We start from the raw sequence: 18256 nt of genomic DNA, 5'->3' as shown, positions 1-18256 counted from the left end.
GTGGCGGGATACCGGATAGAGCGGCCGGAAGCGGGCCACTCGTGCACGATCGGCGGCTGACCGCCGGGACGCGGCCGACTACGCTCGAAGCGTGACCGAACGCGCACCGCTCTCCCGCAAACTCTCCGCCATCGCCGAGTCCGCGACTCTCAAGGTCGACGCCAAGGCGAAGTCGCTGCAGGCCGCCGGCCGTCCCGTCATCTCGTACGCCGCGGGCGAGCCCGACTTCGCGACGCCCCAGTTCATCGTCGACGCCGCGGCCGAGGCGCTCCGCGACCCGGCGAACTTCCGCTACACGCCGGCGGCGGGCCTTCCCGTGCTGCGCGAGGCGATCGCCGCGAAGACGCTCCGGGACTCCGGCCTCGAGGTCGACCCGTCCCAGATCATCGTGACCAACGGCGGCAAGCAGGCCGTGTACCAGGCGTTCCAGACGGTGGTGAACCCCGGCGACGAGGTGCTGCTGCCGGCCCCGTACTGGACGACGTATCCCGAGGCGATCGCCCTGGCCGACGGCATCCCGGTCGAGGTTTTCGCGGGAGCCGACCAGGACTACAAGGTGACCGTCGAGCAGCTCGAGTCGGCGCGCACCGGCAAGACCACGGCGCTCGTGTTCGTGTCGCCGTCGAACCCGACCGGCTCGGTGTACACCGCCGACGAGACGCGCGCGATCGGCGAGTGGGCCGTCGAGCACGGCATCTGGATCATCACCGACGAGATCTACCAGAACCTCGTCTACGCCCCCGACGGGTCGGACGCGCCCGTCAAGGCCGTCTCGATCGTGGAGGCGGTTCCGGATGCCGCGGCCCAGACGATCCTCGTCAACGGTGTCGCGAAGACCTACGCCATGACCGGCTGGCGCCTGGGGTGGATGGTGGGCCCGAAGGACGCGATCAAGCTCGCCGGCAACCTGCAGTCGCACCTCTGCTCGAACGTCAACAACATCGCGCAGCGCGCGGCCGTTGCGGCACTGAACGGTCCGCAGGACGAGGCCGAGCAGATGCGTCAGGCCTTCGACCGCCGCCGCCGCGTGATCGTGGGCGAACTGTCGAAGATCGACGGCGTGACCGTGCCGACGCCGCTCGGCGCGTTCTACGCCTACCCCGACGTGCGCGGCCTCCTCGGCCGCGAGTGGGCGGGTGTCACGCCGACCACGACGCTCGAGCTCGCCGACCTCATCCTCGAGAAGGCCGAGGTCGCAGTCGTCCCGGGCGAGGCGTTCGGCCCCTCGGGCTATCTGCGGCTGTCGTACGCCCTCGGCGACGACGCGCTGCTCGAAGGCGTGCAGCGCCTGCAGCGCCTCTTCGCGAGCTGAGACCCCCGACTAGAGCTCGACGTTCACGAGCACGGGCTCGGGCTGCAGGATCAGCCCGAACTCGGACTGCACGCGCCCTTGGATGAACCGGGCGAGCTCGGCGAGCTCGGCGGCGGTCGCCGCCCCGCGGTTCGTCAACGCGAGCGCGTGCTTGCTCGACAGCGCCGCACGCGAGCGCGGCAGCTTGAAGCCCTTGCGCAGTCCCGAGTGCTCGATCAGCCACCCCGCGCTCACCTTGACGTCGGGCTCACCGGCCGCCGGCGGCGGCACGTAGCCGTCGTACGCGGCGAGCGGGATGACCAGCACCGGGTCGAGGTCGGGGGCGACGGGCCACCGCGGGCATTCATCGGGCAGCGTACGGGCGAAGGATGCCGAGACCACCGCGTTCTGGAAGAACGACCCGGCGCTGTACGTGTCGGGGTCGTCGGGATCGAGCACCATGCCTTTGCTGCGGCGGATGTCGAGGATGCGCTCGCGCACCCACGCGAGCGGCACTTCGTCATCGGGGCCGAGGCGCAGCGCCGTGCGCAGCTGGTCGCCGGCGATACGACGCCCGCCATGGCCGATCTCGGCGAGATCGAGCGTGACGGTGAGGATCACGGCACGACGCGCGGGCGCCGAGCCGTAGTGGTGCTTGAGCACCGACGTGCGGAATCCGAGCCCCAGCTCGGCTGCGGGAACCGTCGAGACCTCGCCGGTCGTCTCGTCGAGGAGCTCGACCTCGGCGAGCGTCTGCACGATCTCCTGCCCGTACGCGCCGACGTTCTGCACCGGCGCCGCGCCGACCGTGCCCGGGATGCCCGACATCGCCTCGATACCGGCGAGGCCCTCGCTCACGGCATAGGCGACGAGCGCGTCCCAGTCGTGGCCTGCCTGGACCTTCAGCCGCGCGCGGCCCGGCACCGGTGACGGCATCCGTTCGATGCCCTCGGTGAGGATGCGCAGGACCGTGCCGTCGAACGGCTCGTCGCCGACGAACAGGTTCGACCCGCCGCCGAGCACGAGCCACGGCTCGCCGGTCGCCCACACGTCGCGCAGCGCCGAGACCAGCTCGTCGGTCGTCGCGGCCTCGATCATGCGGGTCGGGGCGCCGCCGGTGCGCAGCGTCGTCAGCCGCGCGAGCGGGACGGGAGTCACATCGGGCATGCGTCAGACGGTCCGCACGCGCACCTGCGCCTTGACCAGCACAGTGGCACCCTCGAACGACACGGTCAGATCGATGCGGGCGGCCTCGTCGTCGACGGCGCCCACCTTCGCGACCACCGTGACGGCGGCCCCCGCGTCGGCATCGACGACGACGGGCTTGGTGAAGCGGACCCCGTACTCGAGGATGCGGCCGGTGTCGCCGAGCCATGGCTCGATCGTGCCGATCGCGAGCCCCATCGTGAGCATGCCGTGCGCCAGCACGCCCGGCAGGCCGACGGCGGCGGCGACGTCGTCACGGTAGTGGATCGGGTTGAAATCCCCGGATGCCCCGGCATAGCGCACGAGCGACTCCCGGGTGAGATGCACCGTACGCTCGGCGACGACGTCGCCCACGGCGAGATCCGCGAAGCCGCTCATGCCTCACCCTCCCCCACGAGCAGGATGGACGTCGTGGTCACGACGTGCTCACCCGCGGCATCCGTGATCTCGGACTCGCTGGTCACCATCGCGGCGGCGCCCATCGCGCGGATGCCGGTGACGGCGAGCTTCGCGGTGAGCTCGTCGCCCGCGACGATCGGGCGCGAGTAGCGGAACTTCTGCTCGGCGTGCAGCACGTTCTTCAGCACGATGCCCGAGTCGGGCTCCGACAGCAGCTGCTGCAGCGTCGCGTCGGTGACGACGATCGCGAACGTCGGCGGCGCGACCACGTCGGCATAGCCGAGCGTCCGCGCGACGCCGGTGTCGTGGTGCTGCGGGTCGTCGGCGAAGACGGCGCGCGCGAACTCGCGCACCTTCTCGCGACCCACGAGGTAGGGGGCCGTCGGCGGGAACTCACGTCCGACGAGCTCGGGGTTCACTGGCACCAGGCCATCCTACCGAGCGGGTACCGGGCGCCCGCCGGGCGGCCCGACCGTCAGGCTCGGCGGCCGCGCAGCGCGCGCAGCGCCAGCTGCACCGCGATCACGACGAGGTACGCGGCGAACAGCACGTTCGCCACGAACGGGTCCACGAGCGTCGCCACCCACGCGCCGAGCGCGGTGGTCGTGCACGCGGCGACACCGACCACGGCTGCTGCGGTCAGATCCACGTTGCCGCGGCGCAGGTTGCCGATCGTGCCCGACACCGCCGTCGGGATCATCATGAGCAGCGACGTGCCCTTGGCCACGAGATCGCTCGTTCCGAACAGCACCATGAGCGCCGGGACGACGACGATGCCGCCGCCGACGCCGATGAGGCCCGAGATGACTCCGGTCACCACTCCCAGCACGACGAGGCCGCTGCCGCTGAGCCACGTGAGCGCGAGCTCCGCCTCGCGCGAGGGGATCACGAGGAACAGGCTCACGATCACCGCGACGAGAAAGCCCACGAACGCCCAGCGCAGCACGGTGAGCGAGACGCGAGGCAGCATCCACGTGCCGATCTGGGCGCCGACGACGGCGCCCGCAGCCAGCAGCAGCGCAGGGATCCACGCCACGGAGTCATGCAGTGCGTACGAGATCACACCGACCGCCGCCGTCGGCACGATCGCCGCGAGCGACGTGCCTGCGGCCAGACGCTGGTTGAACGTCAGGAACAGCACGAGGAACGGCACGATGACCGTGCCGCCGCCCACGCCGAACAGCCCCGACAGCAGCCCGGCGACGAGGCCGATGCCCACGCAGGTCAGGAAGAAGCGGGCGTCGCGCGGGCGACTCTCGAGCTCCGGCACCGATCAGTCGATCGCGTCGATGGCCCACTCGCCGTCGACCGCGACCACGGTGTAGGTGAACGTCACCGACATCGGCTCCGGCGTCTCGAGCGGCTCCCCCGCGTCGTCGACGACGGTGAGGTACGTCTCGGTGGTGGTGACGGTGATCGTGCCCTGCTCGCTCGCGACGTCGTCGACGCGCACTTCATAGTCCTCGACGGAGTCGTCGAACAGCTCGGCCTCGGCCTCGAACGACGCGCAGTCGCCGATGCCGCTCGAGGCGCGGAAATCCTCGGTCGTCGACGTCTCGAACGCGTCGCAGTCGGCGTCCTGCCACGCCTCGTCGTACAGCTCGACGGCGGCGACCGCCGAGCGCTCGTCATCCGACCCGCCGGCCGCGCCGGAGGTCGCCCCGCTCAGAAGGAGGATCGGGATCAGCACGGCCGCCGCGATGACGATGCCGAGCAGCACGAGTCCGAGCACGAGCCAGAGGATCCACAGCTTCGAGCTGCGACGCGGCTCGGTGGCGGCTGAGAAGCCGCCTGCCTGCGCAACGCCGTCCGGATACCCCGGCGTCTCGTACCCGGGGTGCGCCGCGAGATAGGCCGCCGGGTCGCCGGGGTGCGGCGGGTAGGCCGCGGCCTCGCCGGGCTGAGCCGGGTACCCGGGCTGAGCCTGGTATCCAGGCTGAGCCGGGTGCGCCACGGGTGCGGCATCCGTCACCGGCTGCGCGGGTGCGCCGGTCGCGGCGTAGGCCTGGTGGTCGGCGGTTGCGGCCGCCTCGGAGGCGGCGACGATCTCGGCCTCGGTCGGCGCATCCGCCGACGGCTCGGGGTCGGGCTGCGCGACGTGCTCCGTCCACTGGCTGCCGTCCCACCAGCGCATCGCGCCGTGGCCGTCGTCATACCAACCGGGAGGAGTCGTCGTCACCATCACACCCTACTCCCGCGTCGCCGCCGGGTCAGCGATCGAGCACCGCCCGGGCGCTCCGCTCGGGAGCGAGGTCGAGGCGGCGCAGCAGCTGTGCGTTGAGGGCGACCACGATCGTCGACAGCGACATCAGGATCGCGCCGACCGACATCGGCAGCACGAAGCCGATCGGTGCGAGCACGCCCGCCGCGAGCGGCACCGAGATGAGGTTGTACCCGGCGGCCCACCACAGGTTCTGCGTCATCTTGCGGTAGCTCGCGCGAGACAGCTCGATGACCGACAGCACCGACCGCGGATCGCTCGAGGCGAGGATCACGCCGGCGGATCCGATGGCGACGTCGGTTCCGGCGCCGATCGCGATCCCCACGTCGGCACGCGCGAGAGCGGGTGCGTCGTTCACTCCGTCGCCGACCATCGCCACCTTCTTGCCCTCGGCCTGCAGCTCGGCGACCTTCGCGGCCTTGTCTTCGGGACGCACGCCGGCGAAGACGCGACGGATGCCGAGGGCCTCGGCCACGGAGCGGGCGACAGGCTCGGCATCCCCTGTGATCATGACCACCTCGACACCGAGCTCGTCCAGCGCCGCGACCGCCTCGCGCGACTCGGGACGGATCTCGTCGGCGAGCGCGAGACCTCCGACGACGGCGCCGTCGCGCACGACATGCAGGACGATCGAGCCCTGCGCGCGCCACGCGTCCGCTTCGGGGACGTCCGTCGAGCCGACCTCTTCGAGCAGCCGCGGGCCGCCGACGCGCACTTCGCGTCCGTCCACCGTCGCGGCCACGCCTATCGCGGGCGACGACGTGAAGCCGCTCGCCGCGGGGCGACGGATGCCTCGGCTCTCGGCGTCGCGCACGATCGCCCGGGCGAGCGGGTGCTCGCTGTCGGCCTCGGCAGCCGCCGCCAGTGCGAGCACCGCGTCGGCGTCGAAGCCGGGCGCGGCGGCGACATCGACCACGGTCGGCTCGCCCTTGGTGAGCGTGCCGGTCTTGTCGAAGAGCACCGCGTCGATCGTGCGCATGCTCTCGAGGGCCAGGCGATCCTTCACGAGCACGCCGCCGCGCGCGGCGCGCTCGGTCGCGATCGACACGACGAGCGGGATCGCGAGACCGAGGGCGTGGGGGCACGCGATCACGAGCACCGTGATCGTGCGCACCACCGCCTCGTCGGGCAGGCCGAACGCCGTCCACACGATCGCGGTGATCGCCGCCGCGCCGAGCGCGAACCAGAACAGCCAGCCCGCGGCGCGGTCGGCCAGCCGCTGCGCGCGCGAGGTCGAGCTCTGCGCCTCTGCGACCAGGCGCCGGATGCCGGCGATCGCGGTGTCGTCGCCGGTCGCGGTCACCTCGACGCGCAGCCCCGAGTCGGTCGCGACGGTCCCGGCCGTGACCGCGTCGCCGACGGACCGTGCCACCGGGCGCGACTCGCCGGTGATCATCGACTCGTCCATGTCGGCGCGCCCGTCGACGATGCGGCCGTCGGCGGGAACGCTGCCGCCGGGGCGGACCACGACGACGTCGCCCACACGGAGGTCGGCAGGCGCGACCGAGACCGTGCGGTCCCCGTCGACGCGCTCGGCCTCGTCGGGCAGCAGCGCCGCGAGCGAATCGAGCGCCGACGTGGTCTGCGCGAGTGAGCGCATCTCGAGCCAGTGCCCGAGGAGCATGATCACGATCAGCAGCGCGAGCTCCCACCAGAAGTCGAGCTGGTGGTCGAGCAACCCGAGAGTCGCACCCCACGACGCGACGAACGCGACCGTGATCGCGAGCCCGATCAGCAGCATCATGCCGGGAGTGCGCGACCGGAGTTCCGAGACGGCGCCGGTGAGGAACGGCCGGCCGCCCCACACGTACATGACGGTGCCGAGCACGGGCGAGACCCATGCCAGCAGCGGAACGTCCGGGATCGAGTAGGCCAGCAGCATCGCGAACATGCCCGAGAACGCCACCACCGGGACCGCGAGCGCGAGATTGATCCAGAACAGACGGCGAAACTGGCCCACATGGTCGGCGCCGTGACCCGCGTGCGCACCGTGGGTGCCGTGGGCGGCATGAGCGCCTGCCGCCTCATGGGTGCTGTGTTCCATCGCGACGTGATCGTGGCCCGCGTGCTCGTGCGCGGCGTGATCGTGGGCGGCGTGGGCGTGGCCCGCGTGATCGTGCGTGGCGTGATCGTCCTGTGCGTGGCCCGCGTGGCCGATGGCGACGTGGTCATCGCCGTCGGGGGCGTCGTGGGCGTGGGTGACGCCGTGCGTGCCGTGATCGTGCGGGTCGCTCATCGTGATCTCCTGTCGCGCTACTCCCGTGGTACCCCCTGGGGGTATGACGGTGCAACCCGCTTGCGTCTTCGCCTATTCCGTGCGTCGCGCGTGCCACGAGACCGCGAAGGGGCGCGCCTCACTCGAGCTTCACCCGAGCTCGTGTCGATGAAGGTCGAGCAGGACCGTCGCACCCGAGGGGCGACGTCAGTCGGTGACGGAGTCCAGGTACGCGAGCGTCTCGTCGAGCGCGTGCTGCGCCTCGTCCAGGTCGAGATGGAACTGGTACTCGTGCGGCAGTGCAGGCTCGTGATCGGCGGGCCAGAACACGTCCGTGACGGGCACGTCGAGACTGCGCAGCCGCTGCGCCATCGGAATGCCCTCGAGCCACGTCAGCCCGTCGCCGTTGCCGCCGCTGATGTATGTCGGCGGGAAGTCCGACGTGACGAACTCGATCGTCGACATCGTGGCGCCCGGCGACTCGGCCGCCCAGTCCTTGGTGCCGGTGTACGCCCACAGCGCGACCTTGAAGCCCCACCCGGCGATCCCCGGCAGATCCGTCATGGCCCTCATGTCGTAGACGCCGCAGTTGAGGATCGCGCCGACGAGCTGATCGGGCGACCAGGCGGGATCGATGTCCATCACCTCGGCATACTCGGGGTTCGTCACGAGCGTGGCCATCTGGCTCGCGAGCTGGCCACCGGCCGAGTCGCCCGCGATCACCAGCTGACTCGAGTCGACCGAGAGCTCGTCGGCGTGGTCGTCGATGTACCCCATCGCCTCGTTGATCTCGATCACGGCCGTGGGGTAGGTCGCCTCTGGGCCGAGCGTGTAGCTCACCGCGATCGCGGTGTATCCGGCGTCGGCGAGGATCCGCATGTACGGGTCGACGTCGGCCGTGGATCCCGCGATCCACGCGCCGCCGTGGATCCACACGACGGTGGGACGCACCTCCCCTTCGTCCGCCGCGGTATAGACGTCGAGCGTCAGACTGGCGTCGTCCTCGGTGTACGCGACGTCCGTCATCTCGCGCAACGGCGCGTCGGGCACGTGGCGCTCCATCTCGGCGGCGGTCGAGGCCCCGCCCTGCTCGAACACGGCCCGGATGAGCATCGCCGACGGCCACGGGGTCAGCGAGGTGACGATGACGACGGCCAGCACGACCGACAGCACCACCCCGAGCGTAATGAGCAGTCCACGATGCCTGTGCGTGCGCTTGTGCTTCTCACCGGTCTCCGACGTCATCGCTGTCCCCCGTTCTGCGCGGTCACCCTCGATGAGGCTATCGGCTGGAATCCTCGGCAACGCTCACGCCACCTCGATGAATGCGACGATGGGCATATGACGAGTACGACCCCACCGGTGCGCCGGGGCGGCGGATTCCTCGCCCGCGTCATCCAGCCGCTCATCCTCCTCGCGATCATGTGGGTGGTGCGCGTGCTCGACGACGTGGTCCCCGGCAGCTGGAACCACACCTACGGCATCGAGTCTTGGACGCTTGACGGTCTCGATGGCGTGGTGCTGGCGCCCGGCCTGCACAGCGGGTGGCCCCACCTGCTGTCGAACACGGTGCCGTTCCTCATTCTCGGCGTACTGGTCGCGCTCGACGGGATCGGCCGGTTCTGGGCGGTCACCGCCGTCATCGCGGTCGTCGGCGGGCTCGGGACGTGGGTCTTCAACGCACCGGGCGCCGTCACGGTGGGCGCCTCAGGCCTGGTGTTCGGCTACTTCGGGTATCTGCTCGTGCGGGCGTTCGTCGCGCGGTCGCTGGGTCACGGCATCCTGTACGCCTTAATCGCCGTCGGTGTCGCCGTGCTCTACGGCAGCACGATGCTGGCCGGCATCTTCGGCGCCGCCGAGGGGATCTCATGGCAAGGCCACCTCTTCGGCGCGATCGGCGGGGGCCTCGCGGCGGTCGTCACCCGCCCGAGGCGGGACGCTCCGCCGTCGACGTCCGCCTGATCAGCGACCGAGCAGCCCCGCGGCGATCGCGCTGTCGACCGCGCCGCTGCGAGTCGTCGCGCCCAGCTTGCGGTAGATCGATCCGAGCTGCGAGCTCACGGTGTTGCGCGAGACGAACAGCCGCTCGCCGATCTCGGCGACGGTGAGGTGCGTCTGCAGGTACGGAAGCAGGCGCAGCTCCGCCGGAGTGAGCGGTACCGAGCCACCCAGGGCAGGATGCGACTCGAGCGTGCGCCGGAACGCGTCGATCTCGTCGGCGAGCACTCCCACGTCGGGACACCGGTGAAGGAGATCGTCGATCTCGCGCATCAGGTGGTTCGTTGCGGAGCGGTCGTCGATCGCGAGATGCGCCTTCGCGAGCTGCAGGCGCACCCGCATCGACAAGTAGGGCATCAGGTAGGTGCACCCGACCCGCGCTCGCATCGCCCGCGCGAGCAAGCGGTCGCCGTCGGTGCGCCTGCCTTCATGGAACGCTACGCGGGCAGCGACGGCGAGGGCCAGCGCCGTGGTCGCGTAGCCGTCGACATGGAGCTCGTCGATCAGCGCGACTCCCCGGCGGGCATGCGCGGCGGCATCCGGCCAGTCCTGTTCTCCGATCGCGAGGATCGCGAGCTCCGCCTCCGCGAGGATGGCGCGGTCCGACGCGCCGGCGGTCGTCGGTGTGGCCACGGCCTCGGCGAGCACGGGTTCGGCGGCGGCGACGTCGCCGGTGAGCAGGAGCGCCGAGCCGTACAGGTAGATCGCGAGGCTTCGCCAGTCGCCATCGGCAGGCTCGTGCTCATAGGCGAACGTCGCGTCGGCGAGGACCTGCAGATACCCACCCGCGCACATCGCGGCATGCAGCATGGCCCGCGACGACGCGAACACGTCGCGCGCCTCCGGGGGGAACAACGAGGCGTCGACCTCGTCGACGATCCGGACCCACGACTCGGCCGTACGCGTCCGGCCGTGGAGGATCGCGATCCAGGCGGCGAAGAGCGCGAGCGGCGGGCTCGACCGGACGAACCTCTCGCCGAGCGCCGACAGCCAGCGGTCGACCGTCAGCACCTGACCGACTTGGTACAGCGGCACGGCGACCTCGCCGATGAGCCGCGCCGCGTCGATGGAGCGGCCGCCGCGCAGCAAGTGCTCGACGGCCTCGACGCGGAGGCCGTGGTCTTCGTACCACGCCGCTGCTCGCGCGTGCATGTCTGCGACGGCATCCGCGCCCTCCGCACGCTCGAACTCGGCGAGCAGGAACTCGCGGAAGAGCGCGTGGAACCGGAACCAGCCTCGATCCCGGTCAAGCGGAACGAGGAAGAGGTTCAGCGCCTCGATCTCACGCAGCCGATCGGCGGAGTCGTGGGTGCCCAGCAGTGCGTCGCAGCTCTCGGCCGACAGCTGCTCCAGCACGGCCGTCCGGCGCAGGAACGACTGCAGCGACTCCGGAAGCCGGGTCAGGCACTCGCGGTAGAGATAGTCCGAGAGAAAGCGGTCCTCCCCCGTGACCGCTCCGGCCTCGCCGCCGCTGCGGGCCACCAGTGCGCACAGGAAGATCCCCGTCGGCCATCCCTCGCAGCGCTCCACGATGTCGTGCATGTCACCGGCATCCACGGGAACGCCGGCATGATCGAAGATCGCCTGCGCCGCACGCGAGTCGAGGGCGAGATCTCGCGCCGAGACATGCCACCACCGCCCGGCGGCCCGCTGGTGGGCGACGAGCAGCGACTCGTGCCTGCTCGAGATCACGACCTGCGAGCCGCCGGGCACGCGTGCGAGCAGCACGTCGACCGCGTCCAGGCACGCCGGCGACTGGGCCTGATGGAGGTCATCGATGAACAGCACGAAGTTCGTCGGCGTGCTCGCGAGAACGTCCGCGAGCAGCGGGGCCGACCGGCTCAGCGACGTCGACCCGATGCCTCGCATCTCGGCCACGAGGTCTTCGGCGAGCGGGTTGAAGGCGGCGCACGCCGCTGCGATCACCGAGAGCAGGGCCGCCGGATCGTCGTCGGAGCGATCGAGCGACACCCACGCGACTGCACGCTTCTCGGTCGCCGCCCACTCGGCCAGCATCGTCGACTTGCCGTACCCCGCGGGAGCGCTGATCGACACCACGGGAGCGCCGCTCCTCCGCGCCCGATCGATGATGTCGCGGCGGCTGACGGCAGCCGTGCGGGGCTGTGGGGTGCGCGTCTTGCTCGCGAGCAGAATCCTCTCCACGTCGCGACGCGATGAGTCATCGCGGAGCTCTACCCCCACGACGGCATCCTATTGGCCCAGGGTGGCGTGCGGCCTGCGTGTGACGTCGGCGTGGCGCGTCCGCCGACGGTCGGCGCTCGATGAGCGCGGCGAAGACCCGGAGTGCCTACGCCTTGCGACGGCGCTGCCGGATCAGGCCGAAGATCAACGTCCCCACCAGCAGGATGACGCCGATGACGCCGAGCCACAAGAGCCCCTCGAGGGCGAAGCCCACGACGGCGAGCACGGCCCAGACGACCAGGAGGATGACAAGAACAGTCCACATGGCATCACGGTACGTCCTGACCGCTCCGCGGCACCGGGGATTGACACGAGGGACGCAAGATGTCCGGAGAGCCGCCGGGACGGGGGACGGGACGTCGTCGACCGGCTGCACGCCGGGGCGCAGGTCAGAGCCGACGGACGTAGATGGCGATGCCCTGGTCATCCTCGACGTCGAGCCGGTACTCCTCACCGTGGAACCAGGCCTCGGTCGGGATCGCGCCGTCCGCTTCGCGGTCACGCGCCTCGGTGCCCACCGTGAACCGGCGTCCGCCGCCCGCGGTCACGACGTCGAACTGAGCAGTGTAGACGTCGTCGCGTTCCATCGTCCCAGGCTACGCCGGACAAGCGGACTCCACCCGCCACGGGCAACTTCGAAGGCCCGACGTCGGTCGTCTCGGACGACCGCGCTCGCGCGAGCGCGGGAAATGAAGAAGGCCCCGGAGAATCGGCGAGATTCCGGGGCCATCCGTAGCAGGAGCGGGGCTTGAACCCGCGACCTCACGATTATGAGTCGTGCGCTCTCACCAACTGAGCTACCCTGCCGCACTCATCCGCGGTCACTGAGACGGATGCTGCGAGCCCCGAGTCAGGATTGAACTGACGACCCCTTCCTTACCATGGAAGTGCTCTGCCACTGAGCTATCGGGGCGTTGCTGCCTGCTCGCAGGCAACTACAAGAGGATACCAGAGCCGCGGCATCCTTCCGAACTGGTCAGCCCACGATGTGAGTGCCGTCGGTGTGCTCGCGGAGCCACGGCATCGGGTCGATGGCGGTGGTGCCGTTCGCCAGGATCTCGAAGTGCGTGTGGGCACCGTACGAGCGTCCGGTGTTGCCGGTCCGACCGAGAACCGTGCCGACCGTGACGTGCTGACCGGGTGTGACCTGCATCGAGCCGTACTGCATGTGCGCGTAGTGGCTCGAGACCAGCTGACCGTCGATCATGTGGTCGATGATGACGTGCACGCCGTAGGCACCGCCCGCCTCCGACGCGACCCGCACGGTGCCGTCGGCGATGGCCTGGATCGGGGCGCCGGCACCCGGCGTGAAGTCGATGCCCTGGTGCATGCGGCCCGAGCGCATCCCGAACCCGTACGACATCGTCACACCGACCGCGAAGGGCCACTGGATGTTCGAGTTCGGGTCGTTGTGGAAGAGGTTCGAGAAGTTCTTGATGCCGGCTTCGGAGGCGAGCTCCGCCATCGTCGTGGTGGCGTAGTTCTCGGTGCGCTGGAGGGTGTCGTTCTGCGCGCTCGCCGGTGCGACGTAGGCCTGGATCTCGTCCTCGTCGATCTCGGGCACGACCGTGCCCTCGGCCGGCGCGACGACCGACATCGATGCGTCGACGCCGCTCGCGGCGGCGACCGCCTCGACGGGCGTGGTCATGCCGACGGCCATGAGACCGACGATGCCGAAGACGCCGAACGAGAACGACGTGGTCGCGACCCTCTTGAACGACGCTCCGCGGATGCCCTTGGTGCGACGCGGCGCGACATGCGGCTTCGAGGCCGTGGCCTGGGGGGACTCCTCCGTGGGGGTCTCGGCCGCGGGAGTCTCGGCTGCGGGGGTCTCGGCGGCGGGGACCTCGGCGGCTGCCGCTTCCTGCACCGGAGTCTCAGCCGTGAACGAGAACAGGCGGGCCGCGGCCTCGAACTCGTCGACGTCGGATGCCGCGGCTGCGGGAATCGGGCCGGTCAGGGGCTCGACGCGCACGGTGCGCGGGCGCTCGTCGTAGGAGACGTGCGGTTCCGGCTGCGGGGCGACGGGGGTCTGCCGGCGCTCAGCCAGCGGCGCGGTCGTCGCTGCTGCGGCGACGGCCTCTGCTGCGACGATCTTCGCGATGGCCTCGACGGCCTGCTCGGCCGGGTCTTCGTGACGAGAGGCTCCGCCCGACGCGTCGACGGCGGGCGCCTCGAACGCCGGCCGCTCGGCGGCCGCCTCGGGAGCGGGCTCGAGGAGCTCGAAGGGCTCTGCGGGCGCGAGGACGGTCTCGAGCAGCGGGGCGGGCTCGTCCCGCGTCGGCAGCGAGGCCTCGAACGACGTCGCGGCTCGCTGCACCTCGGCGGGAGCGATCGGAGCGATGGGCGGCACCGCGACCACGGGCTGCTCGCCGGTCTGCACGCGGCGCGCACGGCGGCTCATCGGGGCGGACGGCGCCGCCGCCGGCGCAACAGAGGCAGAGGCCACCGCCGGAGCGGGCGACGCGGGGACGACGGGCTCGATCACGTGCCCGACGACAGCGGGGAGGTCGACCGACGCGGGGGCGGGGGCGGCGTCGCGAGGGGAAGGCTCGGGGGTGGGAGCCGCCGTCTCGTGCGCGACGGGCGCAGCGGACGCGGCGCGGCGACGGCGCGGCGGCTCGGGCGCGGCGGGGGTCACGGGAGTGGCGGACGGCGTCGCCACGGTCTCGGGCGCCGCAGCCGCCTCAGCGCTGCGCGGGGCGAGCGGCGCGGCATCCGGAGTCGTCTTCGCGGCGGGACGGCCCCATACGACCGACGGACGCTCGGGAGCCGTGCTCGCCGCCTGACGACGGACCGCCGCGCGCGAGGCCCCTGCGGTCTCCGAGGTCGCCTGAACGGGCGTCGCGGAGGTGCGGCTGGATCGGCGCGTGGGCGCAGGCTCAGCCATCGGGGCGTCGAAAGGCAATGCGGCTGGGGGCTTTCAGCTCGTGTCGCGGGGGGTGCGACGAATCGGTCACTGGGGCTATGACGACCCTCGTCGTTCGGGTGACGAAGGTAACGATCGGGTAAACCCTACCCCGGGCGCCCTGGGAATGCCATGTGCGGCTCGGGTTTTGCCCGGGCGTTTCGTGAGGTCTGCGTGAGAAATCGTGGTCAGACCAGTCCCGTGATCGCCGCGAGCTCGTCGAACACGGCCGGCGACGCCGCGACCACCAGCGGTGCGCGGCGGGATCCGTCGGGCGCCGCCCGCCCGAAGCGACCGCCGGCCTCCGTCACGAGCAGCGATCCGGCGGCGAGATCCCACGGCTGGAGACCCCGCTCGTAATAGGCGTCGAGCCGCCCCGACGCGACGAACGCGAGGTCGAGCGACGCGGCGCCCGCGCGACGCAGGTCGCGCGCGATCGGCATGACGCGCTCGACGAGGGCGAGATCGCCGGCGTGCGTCGCCGGGTCGTAGCCGAAGCCGGTGCCGATGAGGGCGCCCGCACCGCCCACGTCGGTGTTGACCGCCAGCCGCACGTCGCCCAGCCACGCGCCCTCGCCCCGCGCTGCGTGGAACATCTCTCCCGTCACGGGATTGTGGACGGCGCCGGCGAGCGCCTCCCAGGCCTCGGGTGCCGGGTCACCGCTCACGGCCGCGATGCTGACGGCGTACGTCGGGATGCCGTACGCGTAGTTGACGGTTCCGTCGATGGGATCGACGACCCACGTGATGCCGCTCCCTCCGATCTCGGCGCCGGACTCCTCGCCGAGGAACCCGTCGTCAGGGCGTTCGGCCTTCAGCCGCGCTCGGATCAGCGCCTCCACCTCGCGGTCGGCCTCGGTGACGATGTCGGCGAGCGCCGACTTCGTCGCGGCGATCGCAACCCCGACGTCGCGGCGGGCGCGGGCCAGGTCACCGGCCTCGCGCGCGATGTCGATGGCGATGGCTTCGAGGTCGTGTGCGAGGCTCATGCTCCCACGCTATCCGCCACTCGCTGCCCCGGACCGGCCGGTACCGTGGGGCCATGGCCAGCGCAGACCGTCTTCACACCTACGACGTCGTCATCGTGGGCGGCGGACACAACGCCCTCGTCGCGGCCGCCTACCTCGGGCGCGCCGGCCGCTCGGTGCTCGTCCTCGAGCGACTCGACCACGTCGGCGGCGCGGCCGTCTCGGAGCGGCCGTGGGCGGGCGTCGACGCACGGCTGTCGCGCTATTCGTACCTCGTGAGCCTCCTGCCCCGGCGCATCGTCGACGACCTCGGCCTCGACATCCGGCTGCGCCGGCGGCGCTACTCCTCCTATACGCCCGACCCGTCCGACCCGTCGCGCGGCATCCTCGTCGACACGGCGGATGCCGCGGCCACCGCGGCCTCGTTCGCCCGGGTCACCGGGGGCGGCGCCGAGGCCGAGCGCTTCAGGGCCTTCTCCGGGCGCCTCGGCCCGGCCGCCCGGCTGCTGTTCCCGACGATGACCGAGCCGCTGCGGCGCCGGAGCGAGGTGCGGGGTCTCCTCGCCGACGACGGGCTGTGGGGGGACCTCGTCGAACGCCCGCTCGGCGCGATGCTGCGGGCATCGCTCGAGACCGACATCGCGCGGGGCATCGCGCTCACCGACGGGCTGATCGGCACATTCGCCACCGCCGACGACGAGAGCCTGCGCCAGAACCGCTGTCTGCTGTACCACGTGATCGGCGGCGGCACCGGCGACTGGGACGTGCCGGTCGGCGGCATGGGCCGCGTCACCGATGAGCTCGCGCGCGCGGCCCGAGACGCCGGAGCCGTGCTGCGCGCCGGCGCCGAGGTGGTGGCGGTGTCGCCCGACGGACGGGTGGACATCGCCGGCGACGCACCGGAGTCCGTGCACGGGCGGCTCGTGCTGAGCGGCGTCGGACCGGCCGTCCTCGCACGCCTCCTCGCGGCAGGTGGGGCCGACACGGCTGTCCCCGAGGCGGAGGTGCCGGAGGGTGCGCAGCTGAAGGTCAACATGCTCGTGCGCCGCCTCCCTCGGCTGCGCGACCCGCACGTCTCGCCCGAGGCCGCGTTCGCGGGGACCTTCCACGTGAACGAGACGATGTCGCAGCTCGACCGTGCGCATGAGACCGCCATGGGCGGTGGCATACCGGATCCGCTTCCCGCCGAGATCTACTGCCATTCCCTGACCGATCCGTCGATCCTCGGGCCCGACCTTCGGGCGTCGGGTGCGCACACGCTGACGCTGTTCGGTCTGCAGGTGCCGCACCGCCTCGTCGCGGAGCGGGATCCGGATGCCGCGCGCCAGGCGCTCCTCGCCGCGGCCCAGGCCTCGCTCGACGCGGTGCTGGCCGAGCCCATCGCCGACGTCCTCTACGAGACTCCCGAGGGAGCTCCGTGCATCGAGGCGCGCACGACCGCCGACCTGGAAGCCTCGCTGGGGATGGTGGGCGGTGACATCTTTCACGGCGCGCTCGCGTGGCCGTGGGCGGAGGACGACGAGCCGCTCGGGTCGGCGGCTGAACGATGGGGTGTCGCCACCGCGCACGCGAACGTGCTGATGTGCGGATCGGGCGCCCGTCGCGGTGGCGCCGTCAGCGGGCTGGGCGGCCACAACGCCGCGATGGCGGCGCTGGAGCTCCTCGCCCGCTGACGACCCGGTGCGGCGTAGGCGTCAGCCGCGCGGCGGGAGCGGCGGAGGCGGCGGGTAGCCCTCGTATCCGGACGGAGCGGTCGGCGCCTGCGGTGCCGCGGGCGGCTCCGGTGTCTGCTCGCGTGACTGCGGATGAGCGGCACCCTCCGCCGGAGCGAACACGTGGGCGCCCGGCGACGGGTACCCGGTGTAGTAGGCGTTCCAGTCCGGCGAGCCGTCGGGGAGCATCGGCAGGGGGGTGGCGCCGTCGACGTATGTCGGCCACGGCAGCAGTTCCTGCGTCGCGGGCTCGGGAGCGGCCGGCGCCTGCGCGAAGGCGGGCGCCTGGGCCTGAGCGACGTTGTGCGCGTAGGGGCCGGCCGGGATCGCGGTCTGGCCGTAGCCGTAAGGCGCGGGCGCGGGCTCCGGCTTCTTCGGCGCGAAGAGCAGGTTCACCAGCGGGATCACAGCGGTGCCGACGGCGGCGAGGATCGCCACGGCGACCACGATGCGCCAGTAGATGTCGGGGAGGTCGAGCCACTCGCCGAACGCGAGCGGGATGACCAGCAGCGCGGCGAGCGCGACCACGAGGGTGATCGTGACGATCGCGACGACGCGGGTGAAGGCCGTGTCGTATCGCTGGAACGCCTTCATGTAGAGCCGCACGTGCAGCAGCGCGAGCTGCAGGACGAGGACGATCACCAGGAACTGGATGAAGCGCGAGAATCCGATCCAGTGGTAGCGCTCCGGCATCCAGATCATGACGGCACCGAGAAGGAGCGTCACGATCCACGTCGCCATGCTCGCCAACGCGAACCAGGCGGGACGGCGGGGCGCGAGGTGCGCGTCGAGGATCGCCGCGCCCGCGAACGCCGCGAGCAGCAGGATCGTGAGGAACGCCCGCCCGACGATGTCGTTCTGATCGCCGACCAGCACCCAGATGACGCAGACGATCGCCGCGGCGATCAGTGCGCCGATGGCCACCCAGATGGCGGCGCGAAGCCATGAGGCGGCGCGTGGGGACTGGGTGGGTGCGTACGGGTCGGGCGCGGTCATGGCGTTCCTCTCGTGTGGCGGATGAATCCGCACGCCCATCCTGGCATGCGACCACGGCTCGCCGGAGTCTCCCCGGCGCGCGCCGGGGAACGGGCCGCGAGGCGCCCTGACGGGGAGGAGCGGAGGCAGGGCGCCTGTCG

16 protein-coding genes and 2 tRNA genes are annotated in these 18256 nt (G+C 71.6%); 3 read left to right on the top strand and 15 right to left on the bottom strand.

From position 1 onward, the window contains the following. Positions 1-91 precede the first annotated feature (91 nt). On the top strand, positions 92-1312 hold the full coding sequence (locus tag AC3ANN_RS03550) for a pyridoxal phosphate-dependent aminotransferase (RefSeq protein ID WP_488339630.1): 1221 nt from the start codon (positions 92-94) through the stop codon (positions 1310-1312). A gap of 9 nt (positions 1313-1321) precedes the next feature. On the opposite strand, the gene AC3ANN_RS03545 is transcribed toward AC3ANN_RS03550, so the two are convergent. From AC3ANN_RS03545 to AC3ANN_RS03515, 7 genes are all read right to left on the bottom strand, one after another. Further along, positions 1322-2458 (bottom strand): UDP-N-acetylmuramate dehydrogenase, encoded by a 1137-nt coding sequence (locus AC3ANN_RS03545; RefSeq protein WP_488339629.1) that lies wholly within the window; start codon positions 2456-2458, stop codon positions 1322-1324. Between the two features lie 3 nt (positions 2459-2461). Continuing rightward, positions 2462-2875, bottom strand: coding sequence for a MaoC/PaaZ C-terminal domain-containing protein (locus tag AC3ANN_RS03540; RefSeq protein ID WP_488339628.1), 414 nt, complete (start codon positions 2873-2875; stop codon positions 2462-2464). Next, positions 2872-3321 carry an FAS1-like dehydratase domain-containing protein gene (locus tag AC3ANN_RS03535; RefSeq protein ID WP_488339627.1) on the bottom strand — a complete coding sequence of 150 codons (450 nt, stop codon included), beginning with the start codon at positions 3319-3321 and terminating at the stop codon, positions 2872-2874. Before AC3ANN_RS03535 ends, AC3ANN_RS03540 begins: the two co-directional genes overlap by 4 nt. A gap of 50 nt (positions 3322-3371) precedes the next feature. Further along, the gene (locus AC3ANN_RS03530; RefSeq protein WP_488339626.1) at positions 3372-4166 is read right to left on the bottom strand and encodes a sulfite exporter TauE/SafE family protein; all 795 of its coding nucleotides are present in this window, start codon (positions 4164-4166) and stop codon (positions 3372-3374) included. Positions 4167-4169: 3 nt separating this feature from the next. Further along, positions 4170-5075 carry a DUF2510 domain-containing protein gene (locus AC3ANN_RS03525; RefSeq protein WP_488339625.1) on the bottom strand — a complete coding sequence of 302 codons (906 nt, stop codon included), beginning with the start codon at positions 5073-5075 and terminating at the stop codon, positions 4170-4172. Positions 5076-5106: 31 nt separating this feature from the next. Next, a complete protein-coding gene (locus AC3ANN_RS03520; RefSeq protein ID WP_488339624.1) occupies positions 5107-7353 on the bottom strand; it encodes a heavy metal translocating P-type ATPase in 2247 nt (748 codons plus the stop codon). A gap of 186 nt (positions 7354-7539) precedes the next feature. After that, a complete protein-coding gene (locus tag AC3ANN_RS03515; protein WP_488339623.1) occupies positions 7540-8577 on the bottom strand; it encodes an alpha/beta hydrolase in 1038 nt (345 codons plus the stop codon). Positions 8578-8673: 96 nt separating this feature from the next. Here AC3ANN_RS03515 and AC3ANN_RS03510 point away from each other — a divergent pair, with 96 nt between their 5' ends. Then, complete coding sequence (locus AC3ANN_RS03510) at positions 8674-9294, top strand: rhomboid family intramembrane serine protease (RefSeq protein WP_488339622.1); 621 nt, start codon at positions 8674-8676, stop codon at positions 9292-9294. On the opposite strand, the gene AC3ANN_RS03505 is transcribed toward AC3ANN_RS03510, so the two are convergent. The 7 genes from AC3ANN_RS03505 to AC3ANN_RS03475 form a co-directional block, all read right to left on the bottom strand. Continuing rightward, the gene (locus tag AC3ANN_RS03505; RefSeq protein WP_488339621.1) at positions 9295-11493 is read right to left on the bottom strand and encodes a winged helix-turn-helix domain-containing protein; all 2199 of its coding nucleotides are present in this window, start codon (positions 11491-11493) and stop codon (positions 9295-9297) included. A gap of 145 nt (positions 11494-11638) precedes the next feature. After that, a complete protein-coding gene (locus AC3ANN_RS03500; RefSeq protein WP_488339620.1) occupies positions 11639-11797 on the bottom strand; it encodes a hypothetical protein in 159 nt (52 codons plus the stop codon). A gap of 124 nt (positions 11798-11921) precedes the next feature. Beyond that, complete coding sequence (locus AC3ANN_RS03495) at positions 11922-12119, bottom strand: hypothetical protein (RefSeq protein ID WP_488339619.1); 198 nt, start codon at positions 12117-12119, stop codon at positions 11922-11924. Positions 12120-12265: 146 nt separating this feature from the next. Continuing rightward, positions 12266-12339 (bottom strand) — tRNA-Met (locus AC3ANN_RS03490). 34 nt (positions 12340-12373) lie between these two features. Then, positions 12374-12445, bottom strand: a tRNA-Thr gene (locus tag AC3ANN_RS03485). 63 nt (positions 12446-12508) lie between these two features. Then, positions 12509-14422: a M23 family metallopeptidase gene (locus AC3ANN_RS03480; RefSeq protein WP_488339618.1), complete on the bottom strand. Its 1914-nt coding sequence runs from the start codon at positions 14420-14422 to the stop codon at positions 12509-12511. A 206-nt stretch (positions 14423-14628) separates the two neighbouring features. Further along, positions 14629-15429: an inositol monophosphatase family protein gene (locus AC3ANN_RS03475; RefSeq protein ID WP_488339617.1), complete on the bottom strand. Its 801-nt coding sequence runs from the start codon at positions 15427-15429 to the stop codon at positions 14629-14631. 53 nt (positions 15430-15482) lie between these two features. Between AC3ANN_RS03475 and AC3ANN_RS03470 the strand changes: the two genes are divergently transcribed. Further along, the gene (locus AC3ANN_RS03470) at positions 15483-17081 is read left to right on the top strand and encodes a phytoene desaturase family protein (RefSeq protein ID WP_488339616.1); all 1599 of its coding nucleotides are present in this window, start codon (positions 15483-15485) and stop codon (positions 17079-17081) included. A gap of 21 nt (positions 17082-17102) precedes the next feature. Here the strand turns inward: AC3ANN_RS03470 and AC3ANN_RS03465 are convergent, their stop codons facing one another. Beyond that, positions 17103-18116 (bottom strand): hypothetical protein, encoded by a 1014-nt coding sequence (locus tag AC3ANN_RS03465; RefSeq protein ID WP_488339615.1) that lies wholly within the window; start codon positions 18114-18116, stop codon positions 17103-17105. Positions 18117-18256: the final 140 nt, after the last annotated feature.

Source organism: Microbacterium sp. STRO-2N, assembly GCF_057747775.1.
Note: the sequence above shows the minus strand (reverse complement) of the source record. Positions and strands in the feature narration are given on the sequence as shown.